This window comes from Micropepsis pineolensis (assembly GCF_055392125.1).
Genome location: NZ_AP042408.1, coordinates 2,790,695 through 2,814,728 on the forward strand (window position 1 = coordinate 2,790,695; position 24,034 = coordinate 2,814,728).

The 24,034-nt window shown below is 56.8% G+C and carries 16 protein-coding genes and 1 tRNA gene; 6 read left to right on the plus strand and 11 right to left on the minus strand.

Going from position 1 to position 24,034, the window contains the following annotated elements; translation table 11 throughout:
• Positions 1-39: 39 nt before the first annotated feature.
• Positions 40-3,579 carry an urea carboxylase gene (gene uca / locus ACZ5RI_RS12355; protein WP_464513515.1) on the plus strand — a complete coding sequence of 1,180 codons (3,540 nt, stop codon included), beginning with the start codon at positions 40-42 and terminating at the stop codon, positions 3,577-3,579.
• A 3-nt stretch (positions 3,580-3,582) separates the two neighbouring features.
• Positions 3,583-5,385, plus strand: coding sequence for an allophanate hydrolase (gene atzF, locus ACZ5RI_RS12360; RefSeq protein WP_464513516.1), 1,803 nt, complete (start codon positions 3,583-3,585; stop codon positions 5,383-5,385).
• Between the two features lie 83 nt (positions 5,386-5,468).
• Here the strand turns inward: atzF and ACZ5RI_RS12365 are convergent, their stop codons facing one another.
• The 4 genes from ACZ5RI_RS12365 to ACZ5RI_RS12380 all read right to left on the minus strand — a co-directional run bounded on the left by ACZ5RI_RS12365 (position 5,469) and on the right by ACZ5RI_RS12380 (position 11,304).
• On the minus strand, positions 5,469-6,716 hold the full coding sequence (locus ACZ5RI_RS12365) for a lipase family protein (RefSeq protein WP_464513517.1): 1,248 nt from the start codon (positions 6,714-6,716) through the stop codon (positions 5,469-5,471).
• 2 nt (positions 6,717-6,718) lie between these two features.
• Positions 6,719-8,026: a spinster family MFS transporter gene (locus ACZ5RI_RS12370; protein ID WP_464513518.1), complete on the minus strand. Its 1,308-nt coding sequence runs from the start codon at positions 8,024-8,026 to the stop codon at positions 6,719-6,721.
• A 60-nt stretch (positions 8,027-8,086) separates the two neighbouring features.
• A complete protein-coding gene (locus tag ACZ5RI_RS12375) occupies positions 8,087-10,354 on the minus strand; it encodes a TonB-dependent receptor (protein ID WP_464513519.1) in 2,268 nt (755 codons plus the stop codon).
• Positions 10,355-10,662: 308 nt separating this feature from the next.
• The gene (locus tag ACZ5RI_RS12380; protein WP_464513520.1) at positions 10,663-11,304 is read right to left on the minus strand and encodes a cysteine hydrolase family protein; all 642 of its coding nucleotides are present in this window, start codon (positions 11,302-11,304) and stop codon (positions 10,663-10,665) included.
• A gap of 202 nt (positions 11,305-11,506) precedes the next feature.
• Here ACZ5RI_RS12380 and ACZ5RI_RS12385 point away from each other — a divergent pair, with 202 nt between their 5' ends.
• The gene (locus tag ACZ5RI_RS12385) at positions 11,507-12,460 is read left to right on the plus strand and encodes a LysR family transcriptional regulator (protein ID WP_464513521.1); all 954 of its coding nucleotides are present in this window, start codon (positions 11,507-11,509) and stop codon (positions 12,458-12,460) included.
• 225 nt (positions 12,461-12,685) lie between these two features.
• Here the strand turns inward: ACZ5RI_RS12385 and ACZ5RI_RS12390 are convergent.
• A tRNA-His gene (locus tag ACZ5RI_RS12390) sits at positions 12,686-12,762 on the minus strand.
• Between the two features lie 252 nt (positions 12,763-13,014).
• Between ACZ5RI_RS12390 and ACZ5RI_RS12395 the strand changes: the two genes are divergently transcribed.
• Positions 13,015-14,115: an extracellular solute-binding protein gene (locus tag ACZ5RI_RS12395; protein WP_464513522.1), complete on the plus strand. Its 1,101-nt coding sequence runs from the start codon at positions 13,015-13,017 to the stop codon at positions 14,113-14,115.
• 34 nt (positions 14,116-14,149) lie between these two features.
• On the opposite strand, the gene ACZ5RI_RS12400 is transcribed toward ACZ5RI_RS12395, so the two are convergent.
• From ACZ5RI_RS12400 to ACZ5RI_RS12425, 6 genes are all read right to left on the minus strand, one after another.
• Positions 14,150-14,704 carry a hypothetical protein gene (locus ACZ5RI_RS12400; protein ID WP_464513523.1) on the minus strand — a complete coding sequence of 185 codons (555 nt, stop codon included), beginning with the start codon at positions 14,702-14,704 and terminating at the stop codon, positions 14,150-14,152.
• Positions 14,705-14,977: 273 nt separating this feature from the next.
• Complete coding sequence (locus tag ACZ5RI_RS12405) at positions 14,978-16,315, minus strand: carbohydrate porin (protein WP_464513524.1); 1,338 nt, start codon at positions 16,313-16,315, stop codon at positions 14,978-14,980.
• A gap of 197 nt (positions 16,316-16,512) precedes the next feature.
• A complete protein-coding gene (locus tag ACZ5RI_RS12410) occupies positions 16,513-18,045 on the minus strand; it encodes a NosD domain-containing protein (protein WP_464513525.1) in 1,533 nt (510 codons plus the stop codon).
• A 1,127-nt stretch (positions 18,046-19,172) separates the two neighbouring features.
• Entirely contained in the window at positions 19,173-19,898 is a 726-nt protein-coding gene (locus ACZ5RI_RS12415) for a DUF554 domain-containing protein (protein WP_464513526.1), read from the minus strand.
• Between the two features lie 64 nt (positions 19,899-19,962).
• Positions 19,963-20,523 (minus strand): UbiX family flavin prenyltransferase, encoded by a 561-nt coding sequence (locus tag ACZ5RI_RS12420; protein ID WP_464513527.1) that lies wholly within the window; start codon positions 20,521-20,523, stop codon positions 19,963-19,965.
• A 120-nt stretch (positions 20,524-20,643) separates the two neighbouring features.
• On the minus strand, positions 20,644-22,146 hold the full coding sequence (locus tag ACZ5RI_RS12425) for a UbiD family decarboxylase (RefSeq protein ID WP_464513528.1): 1,503 nt from the start codon (positions 22,144-22,146) through the stop codon (positions 20,644-20,646).
• 52 nt (positions 22,147-22,198) lie between these two features.
• On the opposite strand from ACZ5RI_RS12425, the gene ACZ5RI_RS12430 reads away from it, so the two are divergent.
• The gene (locus ACZ5RI_RS12430) at positions 22,199-23,263 is read left to right on the plus strand and encodes a LysR family transcriptional regulator (RefSeq protein WP_464513529.1); all 1,065 of its coding nucleotides are present in this window, start codon (positions 22,199-22,201) and stop codon (positions 23,261-23,263) included.
• Between the two features lie 406 nt (positions 23,264-23,669).
• Complete coding sequence (locus tag ACZ5RI_RS12435) at positions 23,670-24,032, plus strand: type II toxin-antitoxin system RelE/ParE family toxin (RefSeq protein WP_464513530.1); 363 nt, start codon at positions 23,670-23,672, stop codon at positions 24,030-24,032.
• The last annotated feature ends 2 nt before the right edge of the window (positions 24,033-24,034 follow it).

Consider the following 24,034-nt stretch of genomic DNA (forward strand, 5'->3'; position numbering starts at 1 on the left):
AGGAAACCGGCCCACGGCCGGATTTCCTGCAGAGGCACCATGTTCAAAACCGTTCTTGTCGCCAATCGCGGCGAAATCGCAGGCCGGATCTTCCGTACCCTGCGCCGGATGGGAATTCACTCGGTTGCGGTGGCGTCCGATGCCGACCGCTTCACCCCGACCATGCGCATGGCCGATACGCTGGTGCGCCTTGGTCCCGGCACGGCGGCAGAAACCTATCTCGATATTGACAAGATCGTTGCGGCCGCCAAGGCAACCGGTGCCGAGGCCGTGCATCCCGGCTATGGCTTTCTGTCGGAAAACACGGCCTTTGCCGAACGGCTTGCCGCCGAAGGCATCGCCTTCATCGGCCCCCGCCCCGAACAGATCCTCGCCTTTGGCCTCAAACACACCGCTCGCGAAATTGCGCAAAGATGCGGCGTGCCGCTGCTGCCCGGCAGCGGTCTGCTGACCGACGCCGATCAGGCGATCGCTGAAGCCGCGCGCATCGGCTATCCCGTCATGCTCAAAAGCACGGCAGGCGGCGGCGGCATCGGCATGCAGCTTTGCCAGACGGCCGAGGAACTGCGTGACCGCTTTGCCTCGGTCGCCCGGCTGGCGGGTGGCAATTTCGGCGATGCCCGTCTTTACCTCGAACGGTTTGTCGCCCGCGCCCGCCATATCGAAGTGCAGATTTTTGGCGACGGCACCGGCGGCATTGTCACCCTTGGTCAGCGCGATTGCTCCTTGCAGCGCCGCAACCAGAAAGTGGTTGAAGAAACCCCCGCCCCCAATCTGTCCGATGCGACGCGCGCCAAGCTTTCCGCCGCAGCCGTATCGCTCGGCCGCCACGTTCAGTACGCATCGGCCGGAACGGTCGAATTCGTCTATGACGTCGAACGAAGCGAACCCTATTTCCTTGAAGTCAACACACGCCTGCAGGTCGAGCATCCCGTCACTGAGGAAGTCTTCGGCGTTGATCTGGTCGAATGGATGATCCGTCAGGCCGCGGGCGACTTTACCCTGCCCGCACAAGACAGCCTGACCGTGCAGGGCGCGGCAATCGAGGTTCGTCTGTATGCAGAGAACCCGGCACAAAATTTCCGCCCCTCGGCCGGTACCATTACCGCACTGAAATTGCCCGAAGATGCCCGCGTCGAAAGCTGGATTGAAACCGGCACCGAGGTTTCGCCGTTTTACGACCCCATGCTGGCCAAGATCATCGTCAAAGGCGCCAGCCGCACCGAGGCGCTGCAAAAAATGCAGGCTGCGCTGCAAAGCAGCGCCGTCTGGGGCATACAGACCAATCTGGCCTATTTGCGCGATATTCTGGCCCTGCCGGAATTTTCCTCCGGCCATGCCATAACCGCAACCCTGAAAGAACACCAATTCCTCAGCCCCGGCATTGACGTCGTTGCACCGGGGGCGCTGTCGACTTTGCAGGACTGGCCCGGCCGACTGGGTTATTGGGATGTCGGCATTCCGCCATCGGGCCCGATGGACGATTATTCGCACCGTCTGGTAAACCGCATCGTCGGCAACAGCGAACATGCCGCAACCCTTGAATGCACGCTGAACGGTCCGACCTTACGCTTTGGCGCCGATACAGTGATTGCACTGGGTGGCGCGGAAATGAAAGCGACGCTGGACGGCGCACCGATACCCTATTGGCAGCAGATCACCGTCAGGGCCGGTCAAACCCTCAGCATCGGGGCCATTGCGGGCGCTGGCATGCGCAGCTATCTGGCGGTGCGTGGCGGCTTCGACGCCCCGCTCTATCTTGGTTCGCGTGCCACCTTTGCGCTGGGTGGTTTCGGCGGTCACGCCACGGGCGTGCTCAAGGCGGGCGATACACTGGCCATCGCATCCGACATCGCGGCACAAGCCCCACTACAGCCGGGCGCTGCCGAGCGGCCCGTCCTGAGCCATGACTGGGATATCGCCGTACTCTATGGCCCGCATGGCGCGCCGACCTTCTTCGCGCCCGAGGATATCGAAGATCTGTTTTCCAGCCGCTATGAGGTGCATTTCAACAGCGCCCGCACCGGGGTCCGCCTGATCGGACCGACGCCGCGCTGGGCCCGCGCCGATGGCGGCGAGGCCGGTCTGCACCCCTCCAACATTCACGATAACGCCTATGCCGTCGGTGCGATCGACTTTACCGGCGACATGCCCATTCTGCTCGGCCCCGATGGTCCCAGCCTGGGCGGCTTTGTCTGCCCCGCTGCGGTGGCCAAGGCCGATTTATGGAAACTCGGTCAGCTTAAACCCGGCGACACGGTTCATTTTCGCCTGATCGACATCACCGCCGCCAAGGCGATGCCTCAGGGGGGCAGCCTGCCACCTGTGCGCAGCATTCCGTCCACGGATATTCTTCGCCGCCAGCACAGCGATACCGACATCGTTTATCGCCGTTCGGGCGATGACAATATTCTGATCGAATATGGCCCGATGGCGATTGATTTCGGCAACCGCCTGCGTGTGCATCAACTGGTGGCGGAAATCCGCCACCGCGCCCTGCCCGGCATGATCGATCTGACGCCCGGCATCCGTTCCTTGCAGATCCATTACGACGATACCGTATGGCGCGAAGACAGCTTACTGGACGCCCTGACCGAAATCACCGAGGCGTTACCCGATCCGCATACGGTGGAAATCGACAGCCGCATCGTTCACCTGCCGCTGTCGTGGAATGACGAGCAGGCCCAGCTTGCCATGCGCAAATATCAGGAGCTGGTGCGGCCCAACGCGCCCTGGTGCCCGTCGAATATCGAGTTCATTCGCCGCATCAATGGCCTTGGCAGTATTGAGGAGGTTCAGAAGATCATCTTTGACGCCTCCTATCTGGTGCTGGGGTTGGGCGATGTCTATCTCGGCGCGCCAGTGGCCACCCCGCTGGATCCGCGCCACCGGCTGGTGACGACGAAATACAATCCCGCCCGGACCTGGACGCCGGAAAATGCCGTCGGCATCGGTGGGGCCTATATGTGCATCTATGGCATGGAAGGCCCCGGTGGCTATCAGTTGTTCGGCCGTACCATCCAGATGTGGAACCGCTGGCGCAAAACCGAGGCCTTTGCCAAGCCCTGGCTGCTACGTTTCTTCGATCAGATCCGGTTTTATCCGGTGTCCGGTGAAGAACTGTTGGAAGCACGCGAAGCCTTTGTTCATGGTCAGTACCCCTTACGCATTGAACCGGCCAAATTCACACTGGCGGGCTATCAGAAATTCATTGCCGAAAATCGCGCCGACATAGATCGCTTCAAGGCGCGCCAACAGGCCGCCTTCAATACCGAGCGTCAGCGCTGGCAGGATGAAGGGCTCGACAGTTTCGTCGCCGAAGAAACCGCAGACGCTGCCACCGATGAAACCGTGCCGGAAGGCTTTACGCCGGTTTATGCCCCCGCCATGGGCACGGTGTGGAAAATCGAAGTCGCACCGGGCGCGCAGGTCAAAATTGGCGACAGCATTCTGATCAGCGAAGCGATGAAAATGGAAATCCATGTGCCCGCCCCGTGTAGCGGAACCGTAACTGAATTGCGCTGTCAGACCGGCCATGTCGTACAGGCCGGGCAACTGATTGCCCTTATCAAGGAGTAAGCAATGCCCCCCTTCACCCTCGCCGGATTGCAGGCGGATTATGCCGCGGGCCGCCGCGTCAGCGAAATCGCTGCCGAGGCCCTGATGCGCCGCGATGCATACAGCGACCCGGCGGTATGGATTGCCAAAGCGTCTACCGAATCTGTTCTGGCACGGGCCGCGGCGCTGGACGCCGATCCGGATGCAAAAAAACTGCCGCTTTATGGCGTTCCCTTCGCTGTCAAAGACAATATCGACTGCGCCGGATTTCCCACCACGGCAGGCTGCCCCGAATTTGCCTATACCCCGGCAGACGATGCGCCCGTGGTGGCCCGCTTGCTGGCCGCCGGCGCCATACTGATGGGCAAGACCAATCTTGACCAGTTCGCCACCGGTCTTGTTGGCACCCGTTCGCCGCATGGCGCGCCACGCTGCGTTTTCAATGCCGATTACATTTCGGGTGGTTCCAGCTCCGGCTCGGCGGTGGCCGTGGCGGCGGGTCTTGTCGCGTTTGCGCTTGGCACCGATACGGCGGGCTCGGGCCGGGTTCCTGCGGCGTTCAACAATATCGTCGGTCTCAAACCAACGCGCGGTCGCCTCAGCACCCACGGCGTGGTGCCCGCCTGCCGTAGCCTTGATTGTGTATCGATCTTTGCCGCAACACCCGCCGAAGCGGCCCGTATCGCTGCCGTTGCCGAGGGGTACGAAAGTACCGATCCCTATAGCCGTAAAACATCCGCACCACGCGCCCTGCCGCAGCACTTTCGGTTCGGCGTACTGCCCCAGCACGAGCGGGACTTTTTCGGCGATGCAGAATATGCCGCGCTTTATGATGCGGCCATTGCACGGCTCGAAGACCTAGGCGGCGACGCCGTAGCAATCGACTATACGCCCTTTAATGAAGCTGCACGTCTGCTTTATGACGGGGCATGGGTTGCAGAGCGCACTGTGGCAATCGAAGACTTCCTCGTCAATCACGGCACGGCGATGGACCCAAGCGTGCATAAAATTATTGCCGGGGGACTCAATATTTCTGCCCTGCGTGCCTTTCAGGGTCAGTACCGGCTGGCCGAATGCCGCCGTGCCGCAGACCGCGAATGGGAGAAAATGGATATCCTGCTGCTGCCCACCGCTGCAGCACACTATACCGTCGAGGCGGTCGCCGCAGATCCCATCGGATGCAACAGTCGCCTGGGCAGGTTCACCAACTGGGTCAACCTTCTCGACGCCACCGGCATCGCCATCCCGTCAGGCTTTCGGGCCAATGGCCTGCCCTTTGGCGTGACATTGCTTGCGCCCGCATTTCAGGAACCCGCGCTGACCGCACTGGCCCAGCGCTATCACGCTGCCGCCGGCACCGGCACCGGGCTGAGCCGCGCCACTGTCACGCCGGATTTTGTTCCGCCCACCGACGATGGCTTGATCGATCTGTTTGTCGTCGGGGCCCATCTGAGCGGCATGGTACTGAACCGCGAATTGCAGGAACTGAAAGCCATATTCGGTGGCGAGGCCCGCACCACCGCCGATTACCGCTTTTACGCGCTGGCCGGAACGGTACCGGCCAAGCCCGGTCTGATCCGTCAGCCGGGCGCCGATGCAGGCGCCATTCTGGGCGAGGTCTGGCGGCTGACGCCTGAAGCCTTTGGCCGCTTTGTTGCCAAGATCCCGGCACCGCTGGGCATCGGTAAAATTGCCCTGGCAGATGGCCGCGAGGTTAGCGGCTTTTTATGCGAACCCTTCGCCCTTGCGGGTGCGCGCGACATCACCGCGCTGGGCGGGTGGCGGGCTCATATTTCTGCCACGAAACAGCCATCTCCGGCAAAGTAGCAACCAATACAGCGCCGACCAAAAGACCCGATGCAAATCTGCACCGGGTCTTTTCACTGCCCCATATCTTTATCAAAACACGTTTAGTCTTCGGGCGTTTGCAACGGACCGGGCGGAACCAGAGAGGCACACATATTCTGCACCGACTTGCCCCCCATGACGGCTTTGACAAAGGCCGGGGAATCGGCCCGCGAGCGCAGCACCGCACCACCATGGGTGGCGTGCGGATAATAGTGCCATTGCACCGTAGTTCCCGCAGCGCACATTGCCGAAACGAAATTATACTGCGATCCGGTCTGCGCCATGGTGTCGGCTAACCCCGTTCCGACGAACACCGGCGTTTTCAGTTTACCGTCGGGGAAACGGCTGGTTTTAGCGGCAAAGGCTTCCACATCGGCCAGCGGCCGACGGTAGAATTCCGCCATAGTGATTTTGCGTCGGGTCGATTCCGCAAACAGATCGTGCAGGCACATATGCTCGCCCTGAGCCAGCAACGGCAAGGCCTTATCCGAAATATAATCCTCGGGCCGGATATGCACCGGATCACTCGAGCGCACGGTGCCCAGGAAATACAGCACTTCGAAACCGGCATTGCTGTAATCATTCTCGTCCGTGTAGGTCGAAGCCAATGCCTGCTGTGGCGCACCATGGCTGTTGGCTGCCTCGGCAACAATTCCGGTAGCAACGGTACCCATGATCTTTAGCTCGGGCGCATAGTGCGGGGCGATATAGGCCGCACCAATGGCGGCCCCAGAGCCCTGCGACTGGCCCATAGTCAAAACTTTTCTGCTGAGTTCAGGATGTGTGCGTTGCACCGCGCGCACACTGTCGAGCACAGCCATACCCTCGGAACGATATTGCAGATAGGGATGCGGCCCCTTGGTACCCAGCCCCTGATAATCGGTAGCGACTATGGCATAACCGTCTTCGAGCCATTTGCTGAGATAAACGCTATCGCGATCAGAGCGCGGCAGATTCGAGGGCGCACAAACATCGGCATAGCCCGTGGTACCATGCGCCCAGGCAATTAGCGGCCAGCCGCCTTTCGGGGCTTTACCTGCGGGTATGAACAGGGCACCGGATACCGCAACCGGTTTGCCATCCGGCCACCCGGTCGAGCTGTAGAGAATGCGATAGGCTTTTGCCGCCGCCGGTAATGACAGTTCCTTCGGCAGCGGTGCAGTCTGCAACATCACCCCGGGCTTCACCGGCAGATTTTTATCCCAATGATAAAAGGCAGGCATGCCGCCATCACCCGACCAATCGGTAGCCCAGGCCGGAGCAATAGCGGCGATCAGCACGGCAGCCAAAAAAGACGCAACAATTTTCACAGTCAAACCTCCTGCCTCGCGAGGGCGAGATCTTTCGGCAAGCGAAACCCGGCATAGACCATACAAGCCAAGCCTGGCACGATCATGAGCATCGAAAACAGCATGGCATATTTCAGCGCATCGGGACCGAAGCTGGGCGCCATCAAATTCGACAAATATCCGGCTACGGACGGCCCCAGACCGGAACCTACCATGTTCAAAGCAAACAGCAGGGTCGCAGCACCAAGAGCCTTCATCCTTGGCGGCATCAGCAGTTGCGCCAGCGCAAACATCGGCGCCGTATAGGTCGACATGGCGAAGACCGCCAAAGACAACCAGGTGTAGACCCAGAGTGCATTACCGCTATGACCGAGAGACAGAAACATTATCTCGCCCGGCACCATGACGACAGTCGCGATTACCAGTAACCAGGCGTACCAGCGCGGATCGCGTGCCGCACAGCGGTCAGCGATATAACCGGCCACCAGCGTACCGGCGAAACCCGCGATACCTTCGATTGTTCCAAAGATCGAACCGATTTCGCCGGTTCCGGCGTCGCGCACACGCATCAGCCACACGGGCGCCCAAATCTCCATAGCGCTGCTGCTAAAGCTCAGCAACGCAAGGCCTGTAATCGCGGCTAAAAAACTGCGGCGTTGCCAAAATACTTTTAACGCCTCGCGCATATTATAGTCACGATCAGCTTCATGCGTCGCATCGAAACTGCCGCGCTGTGGTTCACGCATAAAGAAGCGGATAGCAAATGCCAGCACAGCCCCCGGAGCCCCCAGCAGAACGAAAGCCATGCGCCAACCGTAGCGATCGCTGATCAGGCCGCCCAAAGCCAGTCCGAGCCAAATCCCAAAGGAAATGCCAAGGACGTAAATGGAAAACGCCATACTGCGGCGGCGAGGCGGGAAATAATCGGATATCAACGAATGGGAGGCCGGGCTGCAGCCGGCCTCGCAAACAGCAATGACGGTACGCGTAGCGGCCAAACCGATAAAATTTCCGACGACGCTGGTGAGAAGTGTCACCAGACTCCAGACCCCAGTCACGGTAGCCAGAATACTGCGCCGAGCCCCTTTGTCGGCCAAGCGGGCCAGGGGGAAACCGGCCAATGCATAGACGAGAGAAAACGCGAACCCCGTCATCAACCCCATTTGGGCATCACTGAGACCGAGATCCTTTTCAATCGGATCGACCAGGATCACCAGAAGATAACGATCAATCCAGCTAAAGGTATAAGCCCCCAGCATCAAAAACAACGCGAGCCACGAAGCCAGCGGAACCGCATCGCCGATCGCGGGGGCTTTATCCTTTAAAGACATCACATCTCTCAATCCTGCTGGATATATGTGGGGCGGCCCGACAGACCGCCCCACCACACATCAGTTGTTGTATGTCAGGCGGATACCCCAAGTTCTCGGCATACCCCAGACGACATTTTCCGTCGTCGTCGCCAGTTCCTGAGCATCAACGAAATATTTGACGTTGCCAATATTCTTGACGAAGACATCAACATGGAATGGCGCCGACGGCAAATACCAGCTGACGTTTGCATCCGTCAAACCGTAGGACTTTTCATACGCCATCTTGTCGGCATCATTGCCGCCGCTGAAGGAATGTCCCCCGATCCAGTCATAATTGGCACGCAGTTTGATGTCGCCAATATTTTCCGGCACCGGTAAGGCATAGGTCAAACCATAGGTCATTGTCGAGGTCGACATCGGCAGCTTTGTACTATTGAGCGGCAGATCGTTACTGTCGGTTTCGTGGCTTGAAATCCGGCTGTCCGTGATACCGTATGATGCATCGGCAAACAGATTGGCCGTGATGGCCGCCTCCAGCGAAATTTCACCACCCCAGACATAGCTGCTCTTGACGTTGCCCATCACGGCATAAGACGTGCAATGCGTACCGACGCTGCAGTCCAGTTTACGCAAGGTCATCTGCTTGTTGCGGAAATCGTAGAAGAATAGCGCCGTATTCATGCGCAAACGCCCGCCGATCAGATCGGTCTTGGAACCGACTTCATAGGCCAACAATTTTTCCGCCTTAGCGGGCTTCAACGCATCGCGTGCCGAATCCTTATCAACCGTACCGTAAACATACTGGGTCAGAATCGTTGCACTACGGTAGCCGCTGGTGAAGCTGGCATAGAGCATGGTCATATCGTCCGGCGTCCATTTAAGCACAGCCTTGCCGTCGACATCACCATCGGTATTCGAGCGCCGCTCGTTACTCTTGGCCGTCACATAATCGCCCGAACGATTGAAGATCACGCCCAACTCTTCCCAGGAATAGCGCACACCCGCGGTGAAGGTCAGATCATGCGGCAGCGGCACATCGGCATTGGCATAAATCGCCCAGGACATCGTATTCTTAGTCGAGCTATCCTCGTAATCCGATTTGGGGAACAAATTGGTGCCAAGATGACGGCTGTCATTATAGACGAAGACGCCAGCCAGCCAGTCGATGTCGTAGACGGTCTTGCCTGACAAACGAATTTCCTGCGATGCCGTCTTGGTCCGCGCCCACAGCTCGTCGTCATAGCCGTAGTTGAGCGAACCGTCCAAATCCTCAACGGTCTGTTTGTGGCCAATATTATAAGACGAAATCGACGTCAGGTTCAGATCGTTGCCGAGGTCCCAGTTCAGTGTGGCGCTCAGACTATAGTTTTCGATGAAATTGCGCGCTTTGTCGCCGGTAGAGATGTTGACGCCGGGCCATTTATTGGGCTGAGCGGAACCAACCCAATTGTTCGTCGTCATACTATCGTCGCCGAAGATACCGCCACAATTACCTTTGAAGCGCTTATTCAGAGAACAGGTGCCACCATTGGAATCTACCACGCCGTAAATACCATAGGCCTGGGCGCCCTGATCGACATGGAAATAGTTGGCGCTGAGCAGCAACGTCGCTGTGCTGGAGAGGTCAAAATTCAGCATGCCGCGTATGGCCTGGGTATTAACGTCATCGGCCTTTTGGCCATCGGCCAGACCATCGACCCAACCGTCGCGGTTATGGGTCTGGAAGGCAAGACGCCCTTGAACGCCGTCGGTAATCGGCCCACTAACCGAGCCTTCAAACACCATATTATTGTAGCTACCGTATTCACCGGACAGCGACGCCTGAAACTCTCTGCTCGGCTTGTTCAGAATAATATTGAACAAACCGCCGGTGGTGTTGCGGCCATAGAGCGTGCCTTGCGGCCCCTTCAGCACTTCGATGCGTTCGACGTCGAAGAACTGCAGGGACTGACCGAAAGCGGAACTGGTGTAAACTTCATCTGTATAGAGAGCGACCGGCGGTTCGAAACCGTCGCCAAACTGCCCGGTCAGGCAAATCGACCGGAAGCAGAATGAAGGATTTTGTCCCTCGCCAAAAAAGGATGAAAAGCTGGCATTCGGAATCTGAGCCACAATATCGGTCGGCTTCAGCATATTGCTGGCTTTAAGGGTCGAGGCATCGAAGGCATTAATCGACAAAGGCGCTTGCTGCACCGTTTCGACATGTTTTTGCGCCGTTACGACTACAGTTTCGATTTGAACGGCATTGCCATCGTCAGCGGCCAGCGCCTGCTGCGAACACAGCAAAAGCGGAATTGTAGCCGCGCCCCACCATGACCGAGAAATACCCCCGCGAATACTTTTCATTCCCTCGTCCCTTCTAACTAGCAGCCGATAAGGCCGAAATTGTTAGGAAACACGAAACTTCATCCGTGCTCATAACGACAGAATGATTACATGGTAGGCACGACTATATAATTAGCAGTTTAGACAAGTGAATGCGCAGCGTTGGATAACCTAGTGACAAAAAACAATCCTGAGTAGTTCCTCATACCTACTTGTCATAGTACGAGACCGCACGAGGGATATGGACCGGGACAAAAGAAACAAGACCGCTTGTTACCAAACGGTCTTGCTCTGAACGCCTCATTTGCTGAGACTAGCGAAGAAAACTTTCAATCCGCAGCAGACTTCTTCAGCGCGGTAAACGCCGCGAGAACTTCGCTTGTGCTGCGCCGGGCGCCAGCTTGCAAATACTCCATGGCGCGTAACGCCGCATCATGCGCATCCTGACTCGAACCACCCACGCAATCCTCAACGACACGGCAATAATAATCGCCCTGATGGCCATCGACGAAGGTGTAATGCACGCATACATCCGTCAAACCGCCCGTCAATATCAGCGTCTTAACGTTTAATCCCTTGAGCAGAATTTCAAAATCCGTGCCGTAAAAGGCAGAATACCGCCGTTTGCGGATGTGATAATCGCCCGAAACAAATCCAACGGATGGGGAAATGTCCGTAGACGGCAAACCCTCAATGCAATGCACATCCTCTTCGCCATCCAGTTCACGACCGAAATCAATACCATCCGGACGATGAACCTCCTGGATGAAGATTACCGGAACACCGGCATCACGCGCAGCCTGAACCATCTCTTTTGCACGGACCTGGCGCTTTTGGCGTTCTTCAGATGTGCCGCAGAAAGGTACCCCACCCTCCTGCCCCGGCACGTAAGCACCGCCGCCCTGAAAATCGACCATGATTAGCGCCGGCCGACCAACAATCATGGGCTGCTTAACAATTTTCTTCATCATTATACTTTCACCACTCTCTTTTTATCGACCGCTTGTGACTACAAATGCAGCATTTTCGATTTACACGGCGCCAGACATAATTGGCCCACACCTTGCATGAATCGCATGCAATCCGTTCTCATCAACTACTGAGAACATTGACCGGGGACGGTGGCTGCGAGAATGCCGAGATGCACAAGAACGATTGTCAAGGTGTGAAACTATGAAGCTGAAAAACTTCACCGGCAAAATCAGCGATGGCGATATCCGCCTGCTGCGTATCTTTTGCACGGTCGTGCGCTGTGGTGGGTTTGCAGCCGCAGAATCCGAGCTGCAACTGGGGCTACCCTCGATCAGCCGCTATGTGAAAGACCTGGAAACACGCCTTGGGGTTCGGTTGTGCCAGCGGGGCAGAACAGGTTTCTCACTGACGGATGAAGGTCGCCAAGTCTATGCCTCCAGCCTTCAGCTGATATCGCATATCGAACAGTTTGAAGCGAATATCCGGGGCATCCATACGGATATGCGTGGGACGCTGGAAATCGGCCTTATTGATGCCCTGCTCAGCGACCCCAATCTCAATCTTCCTGAAATCCTTGCGGCGTTCAAACAAACCTACCCATTGGTCGATTTTAGCGTAACCACAGCAACATCAAACGTTATTGAGCAGGCTGTACTGGACGGCAGCGCGCATGTCGGTATGGTCATAGGCCGGCGCCACGTTAATCAACTTGATTACCGCCTGTTATATCGGGAACCCAGTCACCTTTATTGTTCTGAAAAACACCCGCTGTATAACAAAACTAACCTGACGTTAGACGAAGTTCTGAAATATGATTTCGCAGGCTACACATTTCTGTCCGACTGCGAACGCTTCCATTTGCACGAATTTCCGCGCACCGCTTCGGTGGACACCATGGAAGCCGTAGGATTGTTGGTGTGTTCGGGTAACTTCCTGGGCTCGCTGCCAGACCATTATGTCGAGAGCCACTGGCGCCTGCAAAAATTCAAACCGCTGTTGCCGGAAACTTTTGGCTATACCACCGACATCGAATTCATTACGCAGCGCAATACAACCTCACCGCTTGTTCTGGCCATTTTGGACATTATCGACAAGCTGCGGATTACGCAGTTACCCAAGCTAAAAAGACCAATAGTTGCCAATTTAACAGGCTGACCTGCATATAAAATTACCAGGGTTGACGAACAAACGCTCGGCGCGGCCTGCAAAAAAAAATTGCAGCAAAGCCAATAAAAGCATCGTTTGGCGCTCCCGTGGCGCTCGGGGAAAACAGCACACCGCGAAAAGCGCCGGAAATGCCCGTGAAACACGCAAGCGCCACAGCGCCACTTTGTTCACGTTCACTACCATCTATGCGTTTGATTTTGTTTGTGAAAGGAATGGTACAGTTGGGTGGGTTCGAACCACCGACCTCCGGATCCACAATCCGGCGCTCTAACCAACTGAGCTACAACTGCCCAAAATCCTTAAGAAGCGGACCACAAGGATCCCGCCGCCCCCTTAACGACCGTCGTCGCCGGAAGGTGCCGGAAACTAAAAGCGCGGCGCGCCAATTGCAAGATACTAAATCATATGCGGCCATTTTTTATCTGGCGGCCCATTTGCGCCCCGGAACCCGCCTTTATGGCGCATTTTACATCTATTCCCCCCGCAAGACGCGCTATAGCAGGGGCGATCTGTTTCGCCGTTTTAAGGAATCGCCCCCTCAAATGCCCCACTGCCACCGCCGCCAGACCGCCCTGATTGCCGCCTTGTCGATTCTGACCGCGGCGGGCGGATTCTACTGCGTCAGAACCCAGCACCCGCCCGTGCTGACGGTGGCAAGCTGGGCCGGGGCCTATGGCCATGCCCAGATGAGCGCCCAGATGGCCCCTTTTGCCCGGGCCAGCGGGGCCGATGTGCGCATTGCGCTCTATGACGGTGGCACCGCCGAGCTGGCCCAGCAGGTGGCCAGCGGCCAGTACAAATGGGACGTCATCGATATGGAGCTGCCCGATGCCGTGGCCGCCTGCCGCGCCGGGTTGCTCGAACCACGCCCGCCCCTGGCCACCGCGCCCAACGGCGCCCCGGCGGCAAATGACTTTATTCCCGGCGCACTGGGCCGCTGCTGGGTCGGCGAAGTCGCCTATAGCCGGGTGATTGGCTTTGCCCCCCACCACTTTGCCACCCCGCCCAGGACACTGGCCGATTTCTTCGACACCGCCCGCTTCCCCGGCCCCCGCGCCCTGTCCGATACGGCCAAGGATAATCTGGAAATGGCCCTGCTGGCCGATGGGGTGCCGCCCGACCAGGTCTATGCCCAGCTCTCCACCCCAGCGGGGCGGGCCCGTGCCTTCCGGAAACTGGACAGCTTAAAAGGTTCGCTGGTTTTCGTGGCGGCGGGGGACAGCCCGGCCCGGATGCTGAGCGAGGGCCGCGCCGACTTTGCCGCCCTGCTCAATGGCGACATCTATGACGCAGCCCAAAGCGGCAGCCCGATCGATGCGATCTGGGATGGTCAGATTTATGGCTTTGACGTGCTGGCGATCCCGCGCGGCACGCCACGGGCAAAACTGGCGGGCGATTATGTGCGCTATGCCACCACCGCGCCGGTGCTGTCGACCCTTGCGGCCTGGCTGCCCTATGGCCCGGCACGGCACAGTGCCCAAGGCCATATCGGGCTTAACCCCGAGCTGAAGCAGTCGCTGCAGGACTTCCGCCCCAGCGCAGGCGGGCGGTTACAGCACGCCCTGCCGCGGAACGAAGCCTGGTGGGCACAAAACGGTGCCGCCGTCGAAGCCGAATGGCGGGCCTGGCGGGCGCGGCCCTAAGCGGGCCACGCCTGACAGCCACGCGGGCGGCCGCTTATTTAACGCGTTTGACCTTGAAGATGCGGCCATGGCCGTTAATCGACAGGTTATAGCTGCCCAGAATGGCCCGCTCGATGGTGACGGTGGTCGGATCGCCATTCCCGTCGAATGCATCAAAATGCGCCTTGTCCGGATCACCATTTAGCTGCTGCCACACCTGACCATTTTGCAGGGTCACGGTGAAGGTGCCCAAACGGCTATAGCGCACCTCTTTCACCTCTTCCGAGATGCTGTCGAGCGCTTGCTGAACCGGGGCGCTGCCACCAGCCGATGGGGCCGCCGCGGTCGTCACCGGCAAGCCTTCGCTGCCGAACTGTTCCGGCTTGGTCTGGGCCGCAGGCACCACCGGCAGCGCCGCGCTGGCCGCCGCGGCGGGGGCCGCCACGGGGGCCGCAGCAGCCGGGGCCGACAGCTTGTCGTAACAGGCCAGCCGTGCCGCCCCGTCCGTCAGTGCAGCACAGGATTTCAATGCGTCGCCCGGATCGGCAGCAGACGCCGCAAGGGTGGTGATCATCAAGGCCGACGCAAGGGCGCAGGAACGTAGCAGCATGGCAAAACCTCTGGCAGAAAACGGATGGCAATACGCGCGGCATACTAGCGGCAAGCCCACAGGCGCGACAAGCGACAGATCTGCCATGGCCCGTTTTCCGGCCAGATCATTTTGTAACAAAGATTGGTCGGCGGGGGCATCTGCCGCCACTTTTGCGACAAACGCCTGAGGGGGCGGTGCGAAAAACGGCACCCCGCCAAAATTGGCGGCACATAACGGGATTTCAAAAAAACGCCCGGGCCTTAAGCCCGGGCGCAATAGCCAGATCAGCAATCAGATGGCGATTTTGACCTGTGCACCAACCGCCAGCACGTTGGCAGTATGCTTGAAATAGAAGCTACCCGGATCGGTGATGTACTGAACATCCGGACGAATGGAAGCCCAGTTATTGATCTGGAAGTTATAGCTCACTTCGTACAGGCTTTCCGCCGTGGTGAACGCATCAAACGAGCCGGGGGTCTCGTCGGCCTTCAGCCGTGCATTCTCCAGCAGCTGCTTGTTGACGCTCGACTGCACATAACCGAATGCCAGCACATCCTTCGGACGCGAGGCGAACAGCCCGGTATAGATGAAACCGGCCGAAGCCCAGTTACGCAGAACCGCCGTATCCGGGCTGGACCACATGTAATGGCCAAACAGGCTCAGACCGCGGTTGTTGTTACCGCCAACCGTCGTGATCTTCTGATCGAACATGACATAGGCACCATCACGATGCCCCACCATTTCGGTAGAACCCTGCTTCTTCACATTCGAGCTGTCGTAGAAGAAGCCAACCTTGTAATGGCCGGGATACGCAGAGCCCTTACCGGGTTCATAACCGATTTCGACCGGAACAACCGCCCCCGTCGTTCCCGACGCGAACGGATCAAACGAATTCGACACCAGATTCAGCTTCGAATTGGCCTGAGACACGCCAGCGCGGATATACAAATCCGGCAGCACGTACGCCGTGACAAAACCGGCCCAGCGCGGGTTAGGATAGTTGGACCATGAGGTATTGCCCGCATAGGAAAGCGGATGATACGCCAACGCCGCGTTGACGAAATTGCCCATCATCGGATTCATGGCATAGGTATTGCCAAACGGCATATAACCGATACGATAATTGACCCGACCATTGAACAGGTTCTGATCAAAACTCATTTCGGTGATCTTGGTCCACTGCTGACCGTAGTTTTCCTGAATCGGATAACGGTTGCCTGCCAGATCGGTTGACGTGCCGTTACCGCGGCGGTCATTGAGCTGCAGATGGAAGCGGCCATCGCTCCAGCCCGCAATCTTCGCCATATCAAAATCGGCATTCAGGCGGATCTGCTGCGAATAGCGCGCGCCACGGGACATACCGCCACTGGCAACGCCCATCGTTTCCGAGGTGTAGTCAGCACGGAAATCAATACCGGCATCGACCAGCTTGGAACGATAGCCGTCCCAGCCACCCGTCATATACTGACCATCCAGCGGATCGCTGTTGGTATAGGAACCGAAAAGTCCGTCAAACGGACCATCAGCAGAACTGGCATCTGCGGCGTAAGCAGCCCCTGCAATCGCGAGAACGCTGAAACCAAAAGCACAGTTCAGAAGCGCACTGCGGATGCGTGAATGAGTAGGCATATAAGCCTCTCCCTAATCTTATCTATTGTGAGGTTTCGTTATCCCCCACGCCCGCGATTTACCGGCGGACGTGGGGAACAAACGGGCAGAACGTCATAAGCCCATGCGTAGGTAACAACGGCCTGCTCAGTCTTTTTAAGAACATCTCATCCGAAAGGTTGGCATGAGCCATTTCTTCCGGGGCAATGTTCTGAACTTTACTTCGCGATCGGCGCACTGAGACGCGAGGTTGCGCCATCCACCGTGGTGAGCGTCGAGGTGAAGTTCGCAGCTTTGGCAGCCTGCTCCGCATCGACGTGATAGGTGAACGAACCAGTGCCCTTGGCATTCACAGGCACTTCGACATAGCCAAGATAGCTTTCAGCTTCCTGAGACGTCGCATTGGAATTGGCGAACAACTCAACGCGCGTCAGCGTGTTGGCTTGCCCATTGACGGTGCCATAAATGTCAAGACCAGTAGCTGCCGCTTTCACAGTTTCCAGCTTTGGTGCAGCCTGATCGTGGTTCGGCATCGGCTCGCAATTGGGAATGACCTTGCCCGCTTCGCAGATGGTTTCCATCGTGCTCGGATCATTGCTGATCCCGCCGCCACGATTACCGATGAACGCGACATGCTCCAGCCCCGGAACGCCGAAGACAATCGCGCCTTCCTGACCGGGAACGCAGGCGCCGCCCGCAAAGCAACGCTTGATGTCCTTGCCATTGTTATACATCGCGTTCGCCGTGATGCGGTTGACCGCCGGGCCGGTGACACGATTGCGGCCAAAGGTGCCGTTGGGGCCAGGGGCGGCCTGCGGGCGCACAGAAACGGCAATGCGGTTATCATGCATGATGTTGCCATCAACGATGTTACCGGTACCGCTCAGCGTAACGCCAGACGACAGATGGTCGAATTCGTTAGCCGCGATGTAGTTGCGGTTGCCCCAGTTGAGCTGCACGCCATCAGACTGCATCGAGAAATGGTTACGAACGATGCTGTTGTCGTTACCCCAGAGGATTTCGAGCCCCTGCGACGGTTCCTGAATCGTGCCGTCGTTAGAGATGACGTTGTCGGCAAGCAGGTTGAATGCAGCACCGCGCGTCATCTCCATACCATCGGCATTGTTGAAGATGTAGTTGCGCAGAACTTTGTTGTTGTTGGTCGTGGTCGAGGTCGAATTACCCTTACCATCATCGGCCGTGATCATGATGCCGGCACCACCATGATTCCCGATGATCCGGTTGTCATGGATGACATTGAGGCTGGCACGATTAATCAGCACACCGATGCAGAAATTGCGGACTTCGACGCCGCTGATATCAACACCGTTGGTGTCCTGAATAATGATGCCCGGCTTCGTCGTGGTACGGACATTGGCGCCGAACTGGCCGGGAACCGCACCGGGGCAATCTTCAGCACGCGGCCCGATATAGCCCGAACCGTCAATAGCAACGAAGCTGCCATTAACTTCATGTTTGGGAAAATCGATTTTGACGGGACCAAGAATGTGCGGCAACTCGGACTTGATGATGATCGCATAGGGGGCTTTGCCTACGGCATCAATATCAATCTGGTTGTGGCCTGGGTTCTTGTTGTTCTGTTCAATCGCCCAGCGCAAGGTTCCCTTGCTGCCATCGTCACTGTACTTGGTGACCTTCAGCACATTGGATTCGGGGTTGGCCAACGCATACTGGCCCCCGAATGCAAGTGACATCGCGAGCACGGCGAAGGTACTTTTCAATATGCTCATTTCTTCCTCCAACAGGCCGCCCGACCAGATATTTTCTGGCGAACGGCAAACGTCACCACCGGTGACACCACCGCAGCCTGTCAATCTCCGCCCACGGATTACCGCCTGCCAAAACTAAACATACTTTAGCTTCAGAAGGCGCAAAACGAACGAAGGACTAATACAAACGTTCCGCACCACAATTTTAAGGACGAAAACACGTCTACATTAGGACTGGCTGCGTTAAATCTTGATCTACTCACCACTTCACTTCGAGATGACCACTCGCTTAAGCACCATCTCGTGGATTACTGCTGTGAGTAACTAGGTAGCAAAGGCGCATAGCAAAAATACTATTTCGATATCCCAGCCATATCTGGACGATATTATGGATATACCGTGGCTTAACGCTGCTGACCGGATCAGCACGTCACAAAAACAACCTATGGAGAAACAATTGCCAACTCTCGTGCATTCAATCGCGTGCCAGACAGCGCACGTTTGTATCTTTGGCAGGACGTCCGGCACCAATGGCAAAGCACATCAGGCAGTCGGCGTGACAAACCCATGGTACAGGCATTGGGGGCGGCACGCCACACCAGTCACCTAAACCACTATAATTATTACGTTATTATGACTGCACCAAGACCACGGTGTTATTTGAAGTCGCCAAACAATCCCGATGAAGCCATGGGCATTGCGTTATCCGGGCCACAATCTGCACACCGGGACGCCCAACAGTCGCAACACCACAAATACTCCGCCCAAGGATCATCTGAGCGCTCAGGTGGGAATAATTCTTTTAAAATAGCGCCGGGCGTAGACGGATTATTGCCGCACCGACTTTGTTACTGCCAGCAGGAAGAATGCATAGGGCACCCCACCTGCTACCCTATGCCACACAAACAGCGGGCAGCAATCTGACAAATTCAATTCAAAATTATGGCGTTTACGGACGTTATTTCAAAAAAAATAGCCCCTGCGGGCTATATCTCAACGATTCTTAAAATGGGGGGCTTAAATGCGCCGTACGGCTTTGCAGTGCGGCTGCCGCTTTAAAAGCGGCATACCGACTGGACAGATGCCCGTTCAGGAGAAGTAACCGGAACATCACCCAGTCGGCACACCATAAAAGGCGTTTTAAGCGCTTAGAGCATGCCTAAAACCACCTTGGACCACAACAGCGAAATCGGCATGACCAGGATCAGGGCCGGCAGCATATTGGCAACCGGAAACGATTTGATGCCGCAAATGCGAAAGCCTGTTGCGAACATGATGGCACCGCCGCAGGCAGAGAAATCCGCAATCATTGTCGGTGTCGTCAGCGGCAGGATCTGCTGCGCCCCATAGAACAGGCACACCTGAATAATGAATTGCGGGATTGCAACGACAACCAGCGAGAAACCCAGCGTTGTTGCAAAAATCGCGGCTGTAAAGAGATCAAGCAGCGCCTTCGCAATCAGGATCGACGGATCGCCGGTCATCCCTTCATTCATCGAACCAAAAATGCCGGTGCCGGAAGCGCAGAACAGCACCACCAGTGCCACAAATTTGTCGAGGAATTCATCCTGAGGCATGTTGGTGCCGCTGGACGGCGTGATCATCTCGATCAGGCGGCGGGCTTTACCGGCAAACCGGGCAATCAACGTTTCCAGCGAACACAGCTCGCCGATTAAAGCCCCGACCAGCAGTGCCAGAATAACCGCCGGCATATACTTAATCTTGATAATCAGCGCGATACCCAGCGCCATAGAGGCAACGCCAAAGACCATTGGCAATGCCGTGCGCACCTTGGCGGGAACACGCGTCCCCAACCCACCACCACAGAGACTTCCCAGAACAACAGCGGCGCCGTTGACGATTGGACCAATCATTGTACTTCCTTACCCCCTGACCAGCAGGGTGTTTAAACCTAGATCTGAGAGGATTTTATGGGCCTTAAGACCATCTGCGGAGGGACTTTACGTCCAGTCCGAACATGTCGAGCGCCCGGCCAACAGTGTGCAAAACGATGTCGTCGATGGATTTCGGCTTGATGTAGAAAGCCGGGGCCATAGTAAAGATAACGCCCCCCATCTCGGTCACAGCGACCATGTTGCGTAAGTGACCCAGATGCAGCGGGGATTCACGGGCCATCAGAACCAGCCGACGCCGCTCTTTCAGCGCCACGTCAGCCGCCCTGGTCAAAAGATTGTCGCTGATCCCTGAAGAAATCGCTCCAAGCGTACGCATGGAGCACGGTGCAACCAGCATTCCAAGGGTTTGGAAGGAACCACTTGCAATCGATGCACCAAGATCACCAATGGGATGAACAACATCTGCCATGGCACAGACATCATCACTTTTGAGGTCGGTCTCGTAATGGCGGGTCAGCTCGGCGCCCTTGGACATGACAAGATGTGTTTCAACATCCAGATCCCGCAACAGTTCAAGAGCCTTGATGCCATACTGAAAACCAGAAGCACCACTGATACCGACAACAATACGCGGTTTGCTCATCATACACTCTCGGCTGGGCGTATTTTAAAAAACCCTTGCTGCCTTCTGCACGATGTACAGAAAGCAGCAAGGTAGTCCTCTCACGCACTGTTCCTGTTTTAAGAGGAACCCATTTTTGCCTTACGCTTCAGGATTGAAGTCAGGCAGAAAACGCTTAACGTCGACTTCTTTGAATTTGCTGCGCTGGAACTTATCCTTCAACGGATAGGGCACGGTGCAGTCAAAAATCGTCTTGCACGAGGTTCCCGCCACCTTGATCGAGGGGCTGAATTCCGGTGACTGCGAAGGATCAAGCGGATGGCAGCGCACCCCCGGAATGAAGATTGTGCTGACGTCACCCTGATAGCGGGTCTGCATGGCCCACAGCACATCGTTGGTATCAAACAGATCAACGTCTTCGTCGACCAGAATGACATGCTTCAGCTCTGAGAAGGCCGAGAAGGCCAGCAGAGCCGCCTGACGCTGACGCCCTTCGTCTGCCGGCGATGACTTTTTGAACTGCAGCACGGCGAGATATTTGCCGCCGCCCGACGAATGGGCATAGACGTTCAAAAGCTTGCCCGGCATGGCCGCTTCGACCATCGACAGAATGCTGGCTTCGGTCGGAATGCCCGCCATGCTGACATGTTCTTCAGACGGACCAATGACGGTCTGCATGATGGGATGAAGGCGATGGGTGATGGCCTTGATCTTGAAGACCGGCACCGCAGCCTTGGCTTCACCGGTATAACCGGGGAATTCCGGCATGGCTTTGCCCGAGTTGGTGTTCTGATCTTCACGAACACGCACATTCGGCAGCAGCTCGCCTTCGATGACGATTTCTGCATTGGCAATGCCAAGGGCATTGACCGTCAGACACTTCGACAGCTCAACCGCGCGCTTACGAATGGCACCCGCCACCGACAGCTCGTCAAAGCCAATCGGCGTGGTCGGGGCTTCAAAGCAGGCACCAATCTCAATCGCCGGATCAACGCCGATGCTGATAGAAACCGGCAGGGGCTTGCCCGCCGCCTCAGCCTTCATGCGGAAGGCGTCAATGTGACGGCCCGGCACGAAGTAGATCGACAGCTCATCAGCACTCTGCACGCAGATGCGATGAATGGTGACGTCGTGTGCACCCGTTTCGGGATCTTCCGCGTAAACCATACCCATGGTGAAATACGGGCCGGCATCTTCTTCGGTGTTGGTCGGGGCTGGCAGCAACTTGCGCACGTCAAAGCCCGGATCCGTCGCCAGATGAACCACTTCCTGGCACTGTGCCTTTTCAGGACCAACCACCACCGGGGCAATCGGGTTCTTGACGGCATCGTTGAGGAAAAAGCCCAGTTTGCGGGGCTCGCAGCCCAGCATCATACCAACGCGCTCGCGGCTGGCGAGTAAACCAATCAGCACTCGCGCGTCATCATACCCTTTGATCTTGTTGAAGATCATGGCCGGACCACGCCGCGTCGGACGCTGGACGGTACCACCGGCACCAACATAACGGTAGACACCCGACAATTCCGCAAGCGGATCAACGGGTTCATCCGTTGTGACTAACTGACCGGGCGTCTGCTCAAGTAAGGCCAACGCAGAACGTAAATCAATCACGTCTTCGGGAGTGACCTTCGTTTTCGAAACCATTCATACCTCCATCGGCAACAAGGCAGATCGGCAGTACAAAGAATAAAACCGTTTGAAAACAAGCTGTTTTGAGAAACGATCGTCATTTTTTGTATCAACGGAGCTGGCGTTTACTGTGCGGATCAGCCTCATTTTCGTTATTTATAATTTTATGATTACGCACATCGCCGCTGGCATAAAAAATACCGTTGCGATATTTCTTCCATATCAGGGAGATATGGATATGGACTTGAGACGGTTGCGATATTTCTGTGCCATCGTTGAGCATGGCCAGATCAGCAAAGCGGCCGTTGCGCTCAACATGGCGCAACCTCCCCTCAGCCTGCGCTTAAAAGAGCTTGAAGAAGAATTCGGCGTGCAACTGATTGTCCGCGGGCCACGCAGCTTGCAGGTGACGGAAGAAGGCCGCCTGCTCTATGATCGCGCCAGGCTTATTCTCTCGGAGGTTGATGCTCTCTCGGAAGAGATGAAGGCCAGCCAATGTACCCCGGTGTGGATTGTTGTTGGCGTCTCGTCCACCTGTGCGTCTTTCATTACGGCGCCACTCAGAGAAATTTGTCGGCGTCAGCCGAATGTCAAGCTGCGGGTCATGCTCGGCGACAGTGACTGGCTCACCTCGATGCTCGACCAGCGCTGCATCGATTTCGCGCTGATGCAGCAGCCGCCGGAAAACACCGACTTTATCGTTGATACGCTGCCGACCACGCGGTGCACGCTTGTCGTTCCGGAAAGCATTATAAAGCCCGAGTGGGGATCGGCCCTGCATATGGAGGATATCGCCCCCTATCCGCTTATTCTGCTACGCCGTCCGACGGCTTCCGGCAGCTATGAACGTTTCATCCGCTGGTTTCACTCGAAAAACATTCCTGTTCATGTCGCGATGGATTGTCCGGATGTCCGAATTATTCAGGATATCTGGTGCGCCGATATGGGGGCCATCGCCATCCTGCCCGAGACCGAAACCCGCGGCTACCACCCCGATGGGGCACGGCTCTACCCGCTGAATGAGCCGGAGATGGGATTTCATCCTGCCATCGTGCGCCCGAAGCTGATGCACAGTAACAGCATCGTAACCGACGTTATCGATCAGATCCTCGCCAACAGCGTGAAGAACTAACCCCATCATCGTGCAAAGGCCCCGGTGGGGCGCGCTTTAGGGCTGCCCCCCACGGCCGCCAGCGATTACGTCTGCCCGGCGCAAGGGCTATGCGCTCCATCCCGGAAAAAAGACTTGCGCGCCGGAACAAATCCGGAGCAAAAGTTGGATAATGATTTCGGGAAATGTTGTTTTCGCCCAGCGCACCGCAAGTCATTGATTTTAAAAGTGGCCCCGTAGCTCAGCCGGATAGAGCAACGGTTTCCTAAACCGGCACAGCCCGCGTTTTCCGGTAAATTTCCAATTTTTTCGCGCCCCCAAATGGTCATTTTAGGCCATTTGTTGGATCGACGACAACGCTCACTACTACGGAAATTCCGTACATTTACATTGACAAGGGGTACGGAAATTCCGTACAATACAGGCTATGCAAACGGTCATTGAAACCCCTCATTTCATCAAATCGGCCCGCGAATGCGGACTGACCCAGCTGCAGGTCGACGAAATCATCGACATGGTGGCGGACGATCCTGAATGCGGGGACGAGATAAAGGACACCGGCGGGTTCCGCAAAGTGCGGGTTGCCGGGCGCGGGAAAGGCAAAAGCGGTGGATATCGTCTGGTGACGTTCTTTTCTGGCCCAACGATCCCCGTGTTCCTGATCGACATCTACAGCAAGGGGGACAAGGACAATCTCTCCAAGGCTGAACGAAACGCCCTTAAGGCCGTGAGCAAGCAGATTATCGCCGCCTATCACAAACCGGCGACCAAGCGAAGGAGCGTAAGATGAGT